Origin of the sequence: Hymenobacter setariae, assembly GCF_007713685.1 — a bacterium.
In the GTDB taxonomy this organism is placed as follows: domain Bacteria; phylum Bacteroidota; class Bacteroidia; order Cytophagales; family Hymenobacteraceae; genus Hymenobacter; species Hymenobacter setariae.
The window spans coordinates 602,211-616,552 of the sequence record NZ_VMRJ01000001.1; the positions used below are offsets into that span (position 1 = coordinate 602,211).

13 protein-coding genes are annotated in these 14,342 nt (G+C 56.5%); 8 read left to right on the forward strand and 5 right to left on the reverse strand.

All coding sequences use genetic code 11. From position 1 onward, the window contains the following. Positions 1-217: 217 nt before the first annotated feature. The 5 genes from topA to FNT36_RS02555 all read left to right on the forward strand — a co-directional run bounded on the left by topA (position 218) and on the right by FNT36_RS02555 (position 6,159). Entirely contained in the window at positions 218-2,704 is a 2,487-nt protein-coding gene (gene topA, locus FNT36_RS02535; protein ID WP_144843909.1) for a type I DNA topoisomerase, read from the forward strand. A gap of 95 nt (positions 2,705-2,799) precedes the next feature. Further along, positions 2,800-3,660, forward strand: coding sequence for a DUF4846 domain-containing protein (locus FNT36_RS02540; protein ID WP_144843912.1), 861 nt, complete (start codon positions 2,800-2,802; stop codon positions 3,658-3,660). Between the two features lie 57 nt (positions 3,661-3,717). Further along, a complete protein-coding gene (locus FNT36_RS02545; protein ID WP_144843915.1) occupies positions 3,718-4,731 on the forward strand; it encodes a VWA domain-containing protein in 1,014 nt (337 codons plus the stop codon). 89 nt (positions 4,732-4,820) lie between these two features. After that, positions 4,821-5,489, forward strand: coding sequence for a YggS family pyridoxal phosphate-dependent enzyme (locus FNT36_RS02550; protein WP_144843918.1), 669 nt, complete (start codon positions 4,821-4,823; stop codon positions 5,487-5,489). 7 nt (positions 5,490-5,496) lie between these two features. Beyond that, complete coding sequence (locus FNT36_RS02555; protein WP_144843921.1) at positions 5,497-6,159, forward strand: alpha/beta hydrolase; 663 nt, start codon at positions 5,497-5,499, stop codon at positions 6,157-6,159. A gap of 153 nt (positions 6,160-6,312) precedes the next feature. Here FNT36_RS02555 and FNT36_RS02560 read toward each other — a convergent pair whose 3' ends face one another. From FNT36_RS02560 to FNT36_RS02575, 4 genes are all read right to left on the reverse strand, one after another. Further along, entirely contained in the window at positions 6,313-7,059 is a 747-nt protein-coding gene (locus FNT36_RS02560) for an SDR family NAD(P)-dependent oxidoreductase (protein ID WP_144843924.1), read from the reverse strand. A gap of 114 nt (positions 7,060-7,173) precedes the next feature. Beyond that, complete coding sequence (gene porT / locus FNT36_RS02565; RefSeq protein WP_144843929.1) at positions 7,174-7,998, reverse strand: type IX secretion/gliding motility protein PorT/SprT; 825 nt, start codon at positions 7,996-7,998, stop codon at positions 7,174-7,176. Further along, a complete protein-coding gene (gene ubiE, locus FNT36_RS02570; RefSeq protein ID WP_144843932.1) occupies positions 7,947-8,675 on the reverse strand; it encodes a bifunctional demethylmenaquinone methyltransferase/2-methoxy-6-polyprenyl-1,4-benzoquinol methylase UbiE in 729 nt (242 codons plus the stop codon). The genes porT and ubiE overlap by 52 nt, the downstream gene beginning before the upstream one ends. A 182-nt stretch (positions 8,676-8,857) precedes the next feature. Then, positions 8,858-11,074, reverse strand: a complete 2,217-nt coding sequence (locus FNT36_RS02575) for an OmpA family protein (protein ID WP_144843935.1) — start codon at positions 11,072-11,074, stop codon at positions 8,858-8,860. A 428-nt stretch (positions 11,075-11,502) separates the two neighbouring features. Here FNT36_RS02575 and yihA point away from each other — a divergent pair, with 428 nt between their 5' ends. The 3 genes from yihA (at position 11,503) to FNT36_RS02590 (ending at position 13,169) form a co-directional block, all read left to right on the forward strand. Next, entirely contained in the window at positions 11,503-12,123 is a 621-nt protein-coding gene (yihA, locus tag FNT36_RS02580; RefSeq protein WP_144843939.1) for a ribosome biogenesis GTP-binding protein YihA/YsxC, read from the forward strand. Positions 12,124-12,178: 55 nt separating this feature from the next. Next, positions 12,179-12,640 carry an energy transducer TonB gene (locus tag FNT36_RS02585; protein WP_233635618.1) on the forward strand — a complete coding sequence of 154 codons (462 nt, stop codon included), beginning with the start codon at positions 12,179-12,181 and terminating at the stop codon, positions 12,638-12,640. 82 nt (positions 12,641-12,722) lie between these two features. Continuing rightward, positions 12,723-13,169 carry a DUF5606 family protein gene (locus tag FNT36_RS02590; protein WP_144843942.1) on the forward strand — a complete coding sequence of 149 codons (447 nt, stop codon included), beginning with the start codon at positions 12,723-12,725 and terminating at the stop codon, positions 13,167-13,169. Positions 13,170-13,271: 102 nt separating this feature from the next. Here the strand turns inward: FNT36_RS02590 and fbp are convergent, their stop codons facing one another. Beyond that, complete coding sequence (gene fbp, locus FNT36_RS02595) at positions 13,272-14,303, reverse strand: class 1 fructose-bisphosphatase (RefSeq protein ID WP_144843945.1); 1,032 nt, start codon at positions 14,301-14,303, stop codon at positions 13,272-13,274. Positions 14,304-14,342 lie beyond the last annotated feature (39 nt).

Genomic DNA, 14,342 nt, shown 5'->3' on the forward strand with positions numbered 1-14,342 from the left:
AATAAGGACAACGGGAAAGCTAGACCTAGGCGGCCCGGCTGGTGGGGTTAGGCAAAAGTATAACAACGGCGCGGCTTGCCAAGGCGCGCCGCCTAGGGCGGGTTTTCAAATCGAGCGCGGCGAGGCGTGCATCTTTGCCCCCGTTTTCAACTTTTCGGCCGGGCGCAACGTTCTTCGCACCGAGAACAAACTCGCTACCCGTCTTTTTCCCGCCTGCATGGTCAAGAATTTAGTTATCGTCGAGTCGCCCGCCAAAGCCAAGACCATTGAGGGCTACCTCGGGGCTGATTTTGTGGTGCGCTCCAGCTACGGGCACGTCCGCGACCTGCCTAAGGACAACAACGCCGTCGATATTGCCAATGGTTTCAAGCCAACTTATGTGGTGGATGCCGACAAGCGCGAGCTGATTTCGCAGCTAAAGAAGCTGGCCAAAGAAGCCGAAACCGTATGGCTGGCAAGTGACGATGACCGCGAGGGCGAAGCTATTTCGTGGCACTTATCTGAGACCCTTAACCTCAAGGCTGACAAGACGAAGCGCATTGTGTTTCGCGAGATTACCAAGCCTGCGATTCTCAATGCTATTCAGCATCCACGCGAGATTAACCTCGACCTAGTAAATGCCCAGCAGGCCCGCCGCGTGCTCGACCGCTTGGTGGGCTTCGAGCTGAGCCCGGTGCTGTGGCGCAAGGTAAAAGCGGGCCTATCAGCGGGCCGCGTGCAGAGCGTGGCCGTACGCCTGGTAGTAGACCGCGAGCGCGAAATCAACCAGCATAAATCGGCCAGCGCCTACCGCGTGGTGGCCCGTTTCGACGCCGGCCAGGGCACCACCCTAGAAGCCGAATTACCGACTCGCTATAAAACTCGCCAAGAAGCTGAAGATTTTCTGACGCGCTGCATTGGGGCTACTTACAGTATTAATAGCCTCGATAAAAAACCTGGTAAGCGCAGCCCTGCTGCTCCATTCACGACCTCTACTTTGCAGCAGGAAGCTTCGCGCAAGCTAGGCTTTTCGGTGGCCCAGACCATGACGGTGGCCCAGAAGCTGTACGAAGCCGGCCGCATCAGCTATATGCGTACCGACTCGGTGAACCTGTCGGAGGAGGCCCGCAAGGGCGCCCGCGAGGCCATCGAGGCTGCCTACGGTGCGGAGTACGTGCACGAGCGGCAGTTCAAAACCAAATCGGCTTCGGCCCAGGAGGCCCACGAAGCCATTCGACCTACCGATTTTAAGCAAGTGAAAGCGGGCGCTGATGCTTCGGAGCAGCGCCTCTATGACCTCATCCGCAAGCGGGCGATGGGTTCGCAAATGGCCGATGCGCAGATTGAGCGCACAACGGCCGTTATCGGCATCAGCACGCAGCCGGGCACCACGTTTTCGGCTACGGGTGAAGTCATTACGTTTGAAGGCTTTCTGAAAGCCTACGCCGAAAGCAAGGACGACGAAGACCAGCCCGCTGACGGCGAAAGCTCATTCTCGCGCGGCTTGCCGCCCCTGAGCGTGGGGCAAAACCTGCCCCTGCAAACTCTGACGGCGACCGAACGCTTCTCGACACCGCCCGCCCGCTACACCGAGGCTTCGCTTGTGAAGAAGCTGGAAGAAATGGGCATCGGCCGACCCAGCACATACGCCCCTACTATTAGTATCGTGCAAAAGCGCGGCTACGTGGAGAAGGATTCGCGCGAGGGCAAAGAGCGCAAGATTTACGCGCTTGCGCTAGTTGGTGACGAGGTAAAAACGGAGCAGCGCACCGAAACCTACGGCGCCGACAAAGCCAAGCTTTTCCCAACCGATACTGCGCTAGTTGTCAATGACTTCTTGGTTGAACACTTCCCGGCTATTGTGGACTTCCAGTTCACGGCCAAGGTAGAGGACGAATTTGACCAGATTGCCAACGGCCACGAAGACTGGGGCCACATGCTGGCAGGCTTCTACGAGCCTTTCCACAAGAGCGTAGAGCGCGGCCAGGACATCGAGCGCAGCACCCTAGGCAGCACCCGCGAGATTGGCCTGCACCCCGAAACCGGTGAAAAAATAACTGCTCGCCTCGGCAAATACGGCCCCTACGTAGCCCTAGGTGACACCGAAGGCGAAACCAAGCCTGCCTACGCCAACCTGCGCAAAGGCATGTTTATCGAAACCATTACGCTCGAAGAAGCGCTGGATTTGTTTAAGCTGCCTCGCGTGATAGGTGAGTTTGAGGGCAAGGACATGACGGCCGCCCTAGGTCGCTTTGGCCCCTATATTCGCCACGATAGCAAGTTTTACTCCTTGACCAAGGAGCAAGACCCGCACACTATTACGGGCGAAGAAGGGGTAGCTCTCATAGAAGCCAAGCGCAAGGCTGATGCAGAGAAGCTCATTAAGGATTTCCCCGAAAACCCCGACATCCAAGTGCTTAACGGCCGCTTCGGTCCCTACATCGTGGCGGGCAAGAAGAATGTGAAGATTCCGAAGGGCGAAGAGCCTACCGAGCTGACCCTCGAGCGCTGCTTAGAGCTAGCCGCGGCCACTCCTGACAAGCCCGCCAAGGGGGGCCGCTTTGGCAAGAAGGCTGCCGCTGAAAAGCCCGAAAAGGAAGCCGACGCCCCAGCCAAGAAAGCTGCTAAAGCACCGAAAGAAACTGCTGCTAAAAAGAAGGCACCGGCTAAAAAGGCCACAACTGCCAAAGCACCGGCGGCAAAAAAAGCGGTTGCTAAAAAGTAATTGTGTTCAGCATGCATAAAAAAAGCCCCGCCTACTGCGGGGCTTTTTTTATACTTTAGTGGTCCTAGGTTTCGTTTGCAGGCTTTCTTCAGCATATGACTCACTCCTACTCACTTGGCTTAGTACTCACGGCCTTGGGAATGCTACCGAGCGCTTTGGCTAGCCCAACACCGGCGAGCCCAGCTTATCCCTGGCTAACTACTATTCCGGCGGCACAGCAGCAGGTAGCCGCGCGCTTTCCGCCACCCGCAGGTTGCCGGCGCGTGGCGGCAGCGGCGGGCTCGTGGGGTGCGTGGCTGCGCGGCTTACCCCTACGCCCAGCCGGTACGCCAGCACGTCTTTACACGGGGCAGCTTAAAGACAATCAGGCCGTAGTGGCGGCGGTTATCGATATAGACCCTGGTACCAAAGACTTGCAGCAATGCGCCGACGCCGTCATCCGGCTGCGAGCGGAGTATTTATTTAGTCAGAACTTCAATAAAATTCATTTCCACCTGACCACCGGCTACGATGCTTGGTTTTCGGACTACGTAGCTGGCCGCACCTTTCGGGTGCAGGGCGAGCAGGTGCTACCAGCCACCAAGGCCACTGAGGCACCTACGCACGCCGCCCTAGGTCGCTATTTGCAGCCAGTATTTGGGTATGCGGGCACGCTGTCGCTCAGCCGCGAGCTGCGGCGTATTCCGTTGGAGGAAGTGCGTCCTGGCGATGTGCTTATTCATGGCGGGCGGCCCGGCCACGCGGTGCTGGTGGCCGACGTAGCCGAGCATCCGCAAAGTGGCCAGCGCTACTTGCTGCTGGCCCAGAGCTACATGCCAGCCCAAAACATCCACATTCTGCGCAACACTGCCCGGCCAGCTCTAGGTGCCTGGTTTGCGGTGCCGGGGCCCGAGAAGCCGCTTGTCGAAACGCCCGAGTGGACATTTGCCCGTAGTGAGCTAGGGCGCTTTGACTGAGTGCCCCGCTAGCGGCCCGTGCGTGCCGTAATTTGCGCTTTCTGGTAGTTTTCTTGCATGAATCTGTTTTCTTACGCCACCTTGGCTAGCTACGAGTGGCAGCACCCGCGCGTGTTGTTGCTACTCGGGTTGGTGCCTTTGCTGCCGCTGCTGCGTGGCCTGCTGGCGCGGCGCCGGCGGCAGGTGGTAGTAGCTTTTGGGCCGGGCGGCATCCGGCGCGATTGGCGGGCCTTGCTGCGTTTCGTGCCCGATATCGTGCTCAGCCTGAGCCTAGGGCTGCTCGTGATAGCCGCTGCTCGGCCTCAGCACCCAAGCGAGCACCTCACTCAAACCGGCCGCGGCATTGATATCATGGTAGCCATCGATGTGTCGGCGAGTATGGAGTTAGAAGACCTGAAGCCTACGCGCCTCGAAGCTGCTAAGCGCTTGGCGCGCAGCTTTGTGCAGCAGCGGGCCGGCGACCGGCTCGGGCTTATTGCATTTGCGGGGCAGGCCTATTCAGCGGTGCCATTGACCACCGACTATGACCTACTTCTCGACAACCTAGGCGGGCTGCGCCCCGGCCTTATCGCCGACGACGGCACCGCCATTGGCACGGCGCTCGGCGTAGCTATCAACCGCCTGCGCGAGTCCACGGCGCATTCTAAAGTGTGCTTGCTGCTTTCAGATGGCGAGAACACGGCTGGTAGCCTCGACCCACTGCTAGCGGCACAGCTCGCCCACGCCTATGGCATCCGGCTTTACACCATCGGGCTGGGTGAAGACGGCTTTGTGCCCTACGGCCGCGATTCGGTCAGCGGCAAGCCCCGCTATGTGCAGACTCGCCTCGACGAAACAACCATGCGCCAGTTGGCGCAGGCAGCCGATGGGCAATTTTTTCGGGCTACCGATAACGCGGCCTTACGCCAGGTTTTCGGTGCTATCAATAAGCTCGAAAAATCAGACATTCGCACCCAGCGCTATCGTAGCGTAGAAGATTTCTATCGCCCCTACCTAGGCTGGGGGCTTGTATTGTGGCTGCTCTGGCTAGGGCTCAAAAGCACGTTTATGAGTAATGTGCTCGAAGACTAAAATAGTGGCGAGTAGTCTTTACTAGCGCCTCATACGCTCTATCCACTAGCTAAACACCTGTAAATTAGTGAAAACTATTAATCATTCGTATGTCGATTGCTGAGAATATCGCAGCCATAGAACAAACGCTTCACGGCACCGCGGCCCGCTTGGTGGTGGTAACAAAGACACACCCCGTTGAGCGCTTGCGCGAGGCTTACGCAGCGGGCGCCCGTCTATTTGGTGAGAACCGGGTACAAGAAATGGCCGCCAAGCAACCCGAGCTGCCGGCCGATGTGGAGTGGCACCAGATTGGGCAGCTGCAAACCAACAAGGTGAAGTACCTGGCCGCCTTCGTGCACACGGTGCAAAGTGTGGATAGCCTGCGACTATTACTGGAGCTCGATAAGCACGCCGCTCGCCACCAGCGCGTTATTAATGGCTTGCTGCAATTTCACATTGCTCAGGAAGAAACCAAAACGGGCCTAAGCTTACCCGAAGCCGAAGCTATTCTGCAAGCGCCCGAATACCAGAACATGCGCCACGTGCGCCTGACTGGCGTGATGGGTATTGCCACCAACTCGCCGGATGAGGCGGTAGTACGCGGCGAGTTCCAGCAGCTCAAGCAGCATTTCGACTATCTAAAAGAACGATACTTTGCTGCTAGCGAGGCTTTTCGTGAAATTTCGATGGGCATGAGCGCCGACTACCCGCTGGCCGTAGCCGAGGGCAGCACGCTGGTGCGCGTAGGCAGTGCCATCTTCGGGAGCCGCGGGTAGCTTATTGATGGAGCATCACTTCTCTGTAACGCGCACGGCTCGCTACGAGCAGCTAGGCAAGTTCTCGGCCGCTACGCGCCAGCTCTGGCTGGTAGCGCACGGCTACGGGCAGTTGGTTGAGTATTTTAGCCGCCACTTCAAGTCGGTGCAGGTCCTCGACCCAACGGGCACAGTCATTGTCGCGCCAGAAGCACTGTCGCGCTTTTACCTCAACGGCACCAACGGGCGCGTAGGCGCCTCTTGGATGACTACTGCCGACCGGCTCACCGAGATAGCTGACCAAACCGCCTACTTCGACGCCTTACTCGACCACCTGCTGCGTGCCTGCCCACCCGACGTGCGCGTGACCGTGCTGGGCTTTTCGCAAGGCACTGCCACCGTGAGCCGCTGGCTGGCGGCCAAAGCCGGGCAGTGGCGGCCTCATCAATTGGTGCTATGGGCTGGTGACTTTCCGGCTGATATCGAAGCATCGGCAGCCCAGCAGCTACTGCAAGCCCTACCTGTAGTGCTGGTCAGCGGAGAACAGGATGGCTACGTTGGCCCCGACAAACTACGGGCGCAAGCCCAGGTCTTAGGGGCCTACGGCGCGCAAGTAACTGTGCGCAGCTTCGAGGGCAACCACACGCTTTACCCGCCGCTGCTGCGACAGTTGCACGCAGCCTTCGCTTAGCCAGCATATCAATTCAGGGCTTGGCGGCACTGGGAAAAATAAGAGACGCCAGCCGTTGGGTCTGCTGCCTGAATAAGCTATTCAGGCAGTAGACCCAACGGCTGGCGTCTCTGCTAATAAAGAAGTCTAAACCTTACCTAGGCTAGGGGCTGCTTACGACTGTCGGCGAACGGTGGCAGCGGCCGCCTGCGCCGCCGGGAAAATAATAACTTCGGCCAGTTGCACGTGCGGTGGGCGCGTTACCATGAACTGGATAAGGTCGGCTACATCCTCGGCGCGTAACGGCTGCACACCCTTGTAGACGTTAGCTGCTTTCTCGGCATCGCCCTTAAAGCGAACCTCCGAAAACTCAGTTTCTACCATACCCGGCGCTACTTCTGCTACCCGAATACCCTTGGGCAGCAGGTCGATACGCATGGTACGGGTAAGCATAGACACGGCCGCCTTTGAGGCGCAGTACACGTTGCCATTGGCATAGGCTTCGTGGCCCGCAATGGAGCCTAGGTTGACTATAAAGCCACCTTCGCCCATGTGTGGCAGCACAGCCCGGCTCACGTAGAGCAAGCCTTTCACGTTACCGTCCAACATAGCATCCCAATCGGCTACGTCGCCTTCCTGAATGGGCGCTAGGCCATGCGCGTTGCCAGCATTATTGATAAGCACATCGATGTGCTTAAACTCAGTAGGCAATTCAGCCACGGCCGCTTCTACCGCTGCCCGGTCGCGCACATCAAACGTCAGAATATGCACGTGGGTGGGCGCTACTGCCTGAGCTAGCTCTTCTAGCCGCTCGCGCCGCCGCCCGGCCACCACGAGCCGAAAGCCAGCTGCGGCGAGTGCTACCGCTGTAGCTCGCCCAATTCCCGAAGAAGCGCCCGTCACGAATGCCGTCTTTTCCATTTACCAGTATCAATTAAGAGTCAACAATTCTTCAACCAGCCTGTCGCTGTTCCGCAACTGTGCTGAGTAGCCGTCATACGGCGGCCAAGGCGAATTGATACCAGCCAGCCGAGCTTACTCGATATTTAAATACAGCGTTACGGTGTTTGTGCGCAAGCTTTGTAAGCTGTTGCTGTAGGTGTTGTTGCGCGGGTCCAGGAGGTTGCGGAGCCCGTGCGAGAAACGCAGCTCTGGACCAAATTTGAAATAAGGATAGAACAAGTCTAGCCCAACGCCATACTCCAGCAGCACGTCGTTACGGTTAATAGTCAGCTGGTTGATAGCCAAATTGTTTTGGCGCTGCGTTACAGCAATACTAGGCTTGACGCCCGCAATCATATACACCCGCGTGTTGCGCCGGCGGTTCGACTGGTATTTGAGCAAGAGTGGTAGCTCCAATTGAGTGGTAGCGACCTCCTGCGTGCGAATAGTATCGGGCATGCCCACTCCGCGCCCCGTAAACTCGACGCTGCGGGTTTCAAACCGTAGGCCGGGGGCAAAACGCAAGTGAAAGGGCGTGTTAACGTTACCTAGGCGAATATCGCCAATAAAGCCAACGGCCAGGCCTGGGCTTATTATCGAATTAGCAGCTATGCCACGGCCCTGCTGCAAGGCTTGTACGTAAGCATCGGACTGCTCAATAAAAAAGCGCGAGAATGAGGGCGCGATATAGATACCTGGCCGAAAAAACCGCTGATTGTAATTAGAGAGGTTTTCGACAGTAATGCCTTTAATCCGTCCCTTGCGGCTACGGTCGATGGCATCGCTGCGCTTGCGCTGAGCCAGCGCCGGGCCAGCTACTAGCAATAGACCTAGCACAGCCAACAGGCTCCAGCGGTGGCGGCGTCCTATTTGCGAGCCGTGTAAATGGAGCTTATGCCGAACGTAAGGGGTTGCCATGCGGGAGAAGTAAAGCCGATGCGGCGCAGAATAGCCACGAAGTCGGCACCATCGGGGAATGCCTGCACCGATTCGGGCAGGTAGGTATAAGCTGACTGGTCTTTGGAAATCACTTTCCCAAATACAGGCAGCACCCGACTAAAATAAAAATTATAGGCTTGCTTGAGCGGAAACGCAGTGGGCTTGCTGAACTCCAGTATCACCAGTTGGCCACCCGGCCGCAGCACGCGGCGCATTTCGGCCAGGCCGCGCTCTAGGTGCGCAAAATTGCGCACGCCAAACGAAGCCGTTACAGCGTCGAAGGTATTGTCCTCAAAGGGCAGGTTTTCTGAATCGGCCTGCTCTAGCCGGATGCGGTGGCTTAGGTTCTTGGCTGCCAGTTTCTGGCGACCTACCTCCAGCATGCCAGCCGAAATATCGACACCGGTTACCTGTGCTTCGGGCGCGGCGGCACGCAGCGTTTCGATGGCGAAGTCGGCTGTGCCAGTGGCAATATCCAAGATGCGAGCCGGGCGCAGCGCTTTAAGCTCATCCACAGCCTTGCGGCGCCAATAGATATCGGTGCCTACGCTCAGGAAATGATTCAGGAAGTCATACTTCCCGGCGATGCTGTCAAACATCCGCGCCACCTGCGTTTTCTTGTCGGCGGCGTCTTCTTTGTAGGGTACTACGGCCATAATTTTCGGAATGCAAAGAACGGCATACGGCCGCACAAAATTGTGATACGCTGTCCGAAGCTTTCGAAGCAGTCTAGGTCGGCACACCTACGCAAACGGAAGCAGTACGGTATAAGCAGGACAAAAAAACGGCCGGACTGTTCGTCCGGCCGTTCCTTTTTTATGGCTAAAGGTGGGCTAACCTATTCAGGCTTTGCTTTCACTTTAGCTTTTTCGCCCGAAGCGTCTTTGGCTTTCGAATCGAGTTCGCCGTCTTTGGCTTTGGTCTTCGATTTTTCGCCGTTAGTGCCTTTGGTCTTCACCTTCACCTTGTCGCTGTCGTCGTCCACTTTGGTTTTCACCTTAGTGCCGTCGGCGAGCTTCACTTTGCTCTTGCCAGGCTGAGGACGGGCGGGTTTTACCGGTACAGCGATGATGGTAGTAGTCGGAGCAGGCTCCTGAATAACAGGCATCGACTCGCCTTCTTTCAGCACCACGCGGAATTCATCGCGACGGTTGAGCTGCATGTTCTCGGGCGTATCGTTCGGAGCGGCCGGACGACGCTCACCGTAGCTAACCGTGGTCAGGCGGGCACCAGCCACACCTTGCTTCACGAGGTAGTTGCGGGCAGCATCAGCACGGTTTTGGCCGAGTACCATGTTGTACTCATCCGTGTTACGCGAGTCGCAGTGGCCTTCAATCGAGATGTTCAGGCCAGTGTTAGCCTTCAAGATAGCTGCCGTGTTGTTGAGGGTCTTGATAGACTCAGCACGCAACGTGTACTTGTCGGTGTCAAAGTAAATCTTCTTGAACTGGCTGTTAGCCGTCGTGTCGATATAGTTGACGTAGAAGTTCTTAACAATCGAAGTCGAATCGGTCGTCGAAATCGGCACTGCAAATTCTTGCGTCTCGATGTTCTTGCCGTCCTTATTCACTGCTACCTGGTAGGTACGGCCCGACAGCAAGTTCACGCTGTAGTCGCCGTTAGGCTGCTTCGTGATATCACGGAAGCTGATAGCCTCGTTAGAGGCAGTCTTACCGCTGAAGACCAGCTCTACCCCAGGGATAGATTGCAGGCTATCGCGCTTCGAGAACACCTGACCTTTGATGGTGACGTTCTTGATGTAGTTGATGGTGTAGATATCCTTCTCACCGTAGCCACCAATGCGGTACGAGCTGAGGTAAGCATACGAGCCATCAGGAGCGAGGCGGTAGTACGAGTCAGCATCCGGCGTGTTTACGGGGTAGCCCAAGTTCTCGGGGCGGCCCCACTTGCGACCGATGCTGTCCCACTGCGACTTGAAGATGTCGTAGTTGCCCATCGTGTTGTGGCCACGCGAGCTGAAATACAACGTCTTGCCATCGCGGCTTAGGTACGGGCTGTCTTCGTCGTACTTGGTGTTGATAACACCACCTAGGGACTTAGCCGGGCCCCAATCGCCGCCGTTTGAGCGGGTGCTGTAGTAGAGGTCCAGCGAGCCATCTTCCGAGTATTTACCCGTCGAGAAGTACAGCGTCTGTCCATCGGGCGTAATGTAGGCGTCGCCTTCGTAGTATTTCGAGTTGATGTTGTCGTTCAGCTTCTTAGGAGCCGTCCAGTCACCACCCGTCTTTTCCGACACGAAGATGTCACCATCTTGGTCGCTGCGGTACATGAGCAGTTTGCTGTCGTTGTCGAACAGCTGAATAGAAGCGTCGTGGCCTTTGCCATTGAGCACGCCCGACAGCGAACGAGGCTTCTCCCAGTTGTCGGCGTCTACGCGGTGGGTTTCGAAGATGTCTTCGTAGTACTCACCGTCGGCAGCGATGCCCTTTTTCTTTACGTCCGAGCCAGTTACCTGCTCACCGCGCGAGGTAAAAATCAGAGTCTTGTCGTCGGCCGAGATTACGGGGCTGTGCTCCGAATACTGCGTGTTTACCGTGGGGCCCAGGTTCTTCACGAAGATGTCCTTGGGCTGGTTGAAGAGCACTTTCGCGTTCTTGCTGTGCTGAATGAGCTGCGCTACTTCTTCACGGCGCGTGTCATTCTTTTTCTTCAGCGTGGCATTATACGCTTGGTAGTGCGTAATGGCCTCGTCGAAATTATAGTTGAGGTGGTCAACCTGACCTAGCCAATACTCGATGTCACGCGACACCTTTGGCTTCAGCTTCTGCGCCTTATAGATATAGTCGCTCGCTTTTTCCTTATCGAAGGACAGGTACGCTACACCGGCCCGGAACAGCGCCTGCGCGTTGTTAGGGTCTTTAGCCAGCACCCGCTCATAGTAAGGGATGGAGGCACGGTAGTTTTCCAGGTCGAAAAGCTTGTTGCCAGTCTTAAGGTCCTTGCGCGTGCTCTGCGCCAGGGCGGGGCTGCTCGCGGCCGCCGTCAGGGCCAGCGCGCACGAGGCGTGCAGCAGCTTTCTGGATAGGTTGTCCATTGAAAAGAGGTGTTTTTGGTAATTAAAGAAGTGCATAGAGACGGAATAAGCCAGGACGTATCCCATTAGCAGTTCGGCGTCTTATACTAATTTTTAGCGTCAGGGTTGGTATTACTACTTCTAATTTGATGCTGAACGACCGAAACAATTGGCACAAATATAGGCACCTGCTCGTGGCTGCTGAGCCCTATTGCACTACCTAGGCTTTCAAACTGTTCGCTTCTCGACCCGTTACTATATCTATTCAAGCAAAAGGTAACCCGGCAAATATAGGGAAGCTGCGAAAAAAGCTTAAAAAAGGCCTCTTTTCCGCTAAATGCTTGTCCGGCACCGCTAGCCGGGGCGTGCTGCCAAGCTTTAGTACGGCATCTTTGTACTACCTAGGGGCTGTTAGCTCCTCTTTACCTAGCACTACTAACCTACACGCTATGCTCATTCGCGACGCTCATTTTGTGAGCAGTAACACCCAGCTGGCGGCCTGCCCTACCCCCGACCGCCCCGAATATGCCTTCATTGGTCGCTCCAACGTGGGCAAATCCTCGCTGCTCAACATGCTCACTGGCCGCAATGGACTAGCCAAAATATCGAGCACCCCCGGCAAGACTCAGGTCATCAACCACTTCATGATAAATGACGAGTGGTACCTCGTCGACTTGCCCGGCTACGGCTACGCCCGCGTGAGCAAAAGCTCGCGTGCTGACTGGGGCAAAATGATAAATGCCTACCTAACCCGCCGCGAAAACCTGACTTGCGTGTGCGTACTGCTCGACTCGCGCCACCCACCGCAGGCCGTAGACCTGGAGTTTATGGAAAAGCTAGGCGAGGACGGCGTTCCGTTTGTCATGGTGTTTACTAAGACTGATAAGCAATCGGCCACACGCACTAATGAGCTAGTAACAACTTACCTGGCTAAGATGGGCGAAACGTGGGACGAACTGCCCCGGCACTTCCTCACTTCTTCCGAAACTGGCGTCGGGCGAGAAGAATTACTCGGCTTTATTGAGGAAGTAAACCGGCAGGTGGCCGCCGGAGCCGCCGATGCGCAGTAATTTGGCCCCTCAATTGCTCAGCGACCAATCTATTTTCTCGTATTTCTTATTTTCCATGAAAAAAATTATGCTTTCGGTGCTAGGGTTGGCCCTGGCCGCTAGCTCTGTCCACGCCCAGGCTACCAAGCCCGCACCTAATACGACCTCCCCTGCCCAAGCCCCCTCGCAAACCGAGCAAGGCACGGGCCTCAACCACGTAGGCGCTAGCATTCCGGTGGCAGCCTACTATGAAGGGGGCCAAGAGGCCATGTATGCCTTCATTGCCAAAGAACTGAAATACCCCCTGATGGCCAAGCGCAACCGCATGCAGGGCCGTTGCATTGTGAGCTTTACCCTCAACCCCGATGGCACCATGCAGGGCATTAAGCTGGTGAAGCAAGTAGGCGGTGGCACCGGCGAGGAAGCGCTACGTGTAGTACGTTTGCTCAAGTTTAAGAAACCTGAATACCCCATCCTGACTAGCCTACCTATCGACTTCAAGCTAGGAGTAACCGGCTCGAACGCGCTAGAAAACTAGTTTTTTAATGAGTAGCAGGTAGCGTTTATTGAATACGGAATAAACGTTACCCACTATCCATTAATCATTAAATACTAAGAAAATGCCTTACGATTTGAAAGAACTGGCGGCCATCAGCGGCCAGAGTGGTTTGTACCGCCTCCTGAAGCCCGCCCGCCACGGTGTGTTGGTAGAAAGCCTCGATGCCAAAGCGGCCCGCTCGCTGGCGCCAGCCAGCAACAAAGTATCGCTGCTGAGCGAAATCGGTATCTACAGCCAGGACTCGGATGATACGGTGCCGCTGACGCAGGTTTTTGAGAACATCTACCAGAAGTACGGCACCAACTTGCCCGTAAGCAACAAGTCGTCGGAAGCCGAGCTAACAAGCTTTCTGGCCGAAGTACTGCCCGAGTACGACCGCGAGCGCGTGTACCTCTCCGACATTAAAAAGCTGGTGACCTGGTACAGCATCGTGAGCCAGCACCGCCCATATGAGGAAGCTACTACCGAGAGCGAAGCACCCGCCGCTGAAACGACAGAAGAGGCTTAAGCCCTAGGTTAGCAGTTCTGCTATAAAAAGAGGCGGCGCCCAGTTGGGGCGCCGCCTCTTTTCGTATTGGCCTTTTGGTTAAAATGGGGCGCTTCAGGGGACCTAGGTGCTTGCGAGGGTGGCGGCTACGGGTGCCGTCTCTTGTGCCATAAAGGCCTCGGCCTGCTCTACTAGGTCTTGGCTGCCGATGAAAATGGGGCAACGGGCGTGGCAGTCTTTGGGCTCGATGCTGAGTGTGCGCTGATAACCGTCGGAGCTACGCCCACCGGCTTGCTCTACAATGAAAGCCAGTGGGTTGCACTCATACATGAGGCGTAGCTTGCCCTTGGGCGCCTTGCCGGTGGCGGGATAGATATAAATACCACCCTTGAGCAGATTGCGGTGGAAGTCGGCCACGAGCGAGCCGATATAGCGGGCCGAAAAGCTCGCGTCCTTGCAGTGCTTCACGAAAGCCACCACGCCGGGCGAGAACGTATCGGATGCGCCCTCGTTGATGGAATAGATGGCGCCAGTTTTAGGCGTTTGGATATCGGGGTGCGACAGAAAAAATTCGCCTAGGCTCGGCTCGTAGGTAAAGCCATTGACGCCGTTGCCAGTGGTGTACACGAGCATGGTGCTGGAGCCGTAAATGACGTAGCCGGCCGCTACTTGGTGAGTGCCGGGCTGCAGGCAGTCGGCCGAGGTGCCGGGGCGGCCAGTGGGCGACACGCGGCGGTAGATGCTGAAAATAGTGCCAATGCTGACGTTGACATCAATGTTGCTGGAACCATCGAGTGGGTCGATGGCCACCACGTACTTACCCTGGTCGTTGCCGGTTTGAATCATATCCTCATCTTCCTCAGAGATGATGGTGCAGACCTCGCCCCCATTGCGCAGCGCCCGGATAAAGCGGATGTTGGCAATCACGTCGAGCTTTTGTTGGTCCTCGCCTTGCACGTTGCGGTTGCCGTAGGCCCCGGCGATGTCAATGAGGCCCGAGCGGTTGATTTCGCGGTTCACGATTTTGGCCGCCAGGGCAATGTCGCGCAGCAACTGCGACAGCTCCCCAGTGGCATAGGGGAAGTCTTCCTGCTTGCGCATAATGAAGCGGTCGAGAGTGGTGCCGACGGGCAAGGCGAGTTTGTTGTGGTCCATATAAGCGTAAGGAAGGAGAGCCTTCGCAAAGCTACCTTT

Coding starts and splice junctions, on each gene's coding strand:
- topA (WP_144843909.1), top strand. CDS start 218: ATGGTCAAGAATTTAGTTATCGTCGAGTCGCCCGCCAAAGCCAAGACC.
- FNT36_RS02540 (WP_144843912.1), top strand. CDS start 2,800: ATGACTCACTCCTACTCACTTGGCTTAGTACTCACGGCCTTGGGAATG.
- FNT36_RS02545 (WP_144843915.1), top strand. CDS start 3,718: ATGAATCTGTTTTCTTACGCCACCTTGGCTAGCTACGAGTGGCAGCAC.
- FNT36_RS02550 (WP_144843918.1), top strand. CDS start 4,821: ATGTCGATTGCTGAGAATATCGCAGCCATAGAACAAACGCTTCACGGC.
- FNT36_RS02555 (WP_144843921.1), top strand. CDS start 5,497: ATGGAGCATCACTTCTCTGTAACGCGCACGGCTCGCTACGAGCAGCTA.
- FNT36_RS02560 (WP_144843924.1), bottom strand. CDS start 7,059: ATGGAAAAGACGGCATTCGTGACGGGCGCTTCTTCGGGAATTGGGCGA.
- porT (WP_144843929.1), bottom strand. CDS start 7,998: ATGGCAACCCCTTACGTTCGGCATAAGCTCCATTTACACGGCTCGCAA.
- ubiE (WP_144843932.1), bottom strand. CDS start 8,675: ATGGCCGTAGTACCCTACAAAGAAGACGCCGCCGACAAGAAAACGCAG.
- FNT36_RS02575 (WP_144843935.1), bottom strand. CDS start 11,074: ATGGACAACCTATCCAGAAAGCTGCTGCACGCCTCGTGCGCGCTGGCC.
- yihA (WP_144843939.1), top strand. CDS start 11,503: ATGCTCATTCGCGACGCTCATTTTGTGAGCAGTAACACCCAGCTGGCG.
- FNT36_RS02585 (WP_233635618.1), top strand. CDS start 12,179: ATGAAAAAAATTATGCTTTCGGTGCTAGGGTTGGCCCTGGCCGCTAGC.
- FNT36_RS02590 (WP_144843942.1), top strand. CDS start 12,723: ATGCCTTACGATTTGAAAGAACTGGCGGCCATCAGCGGCCAGAGTGGT.
- fbp (WP_144843945.1), bottom strand. CDS start 14,303: ATGGACCACAACAAACTCGCCTTGCCCGTCGGCACCACTCTCGACCGC.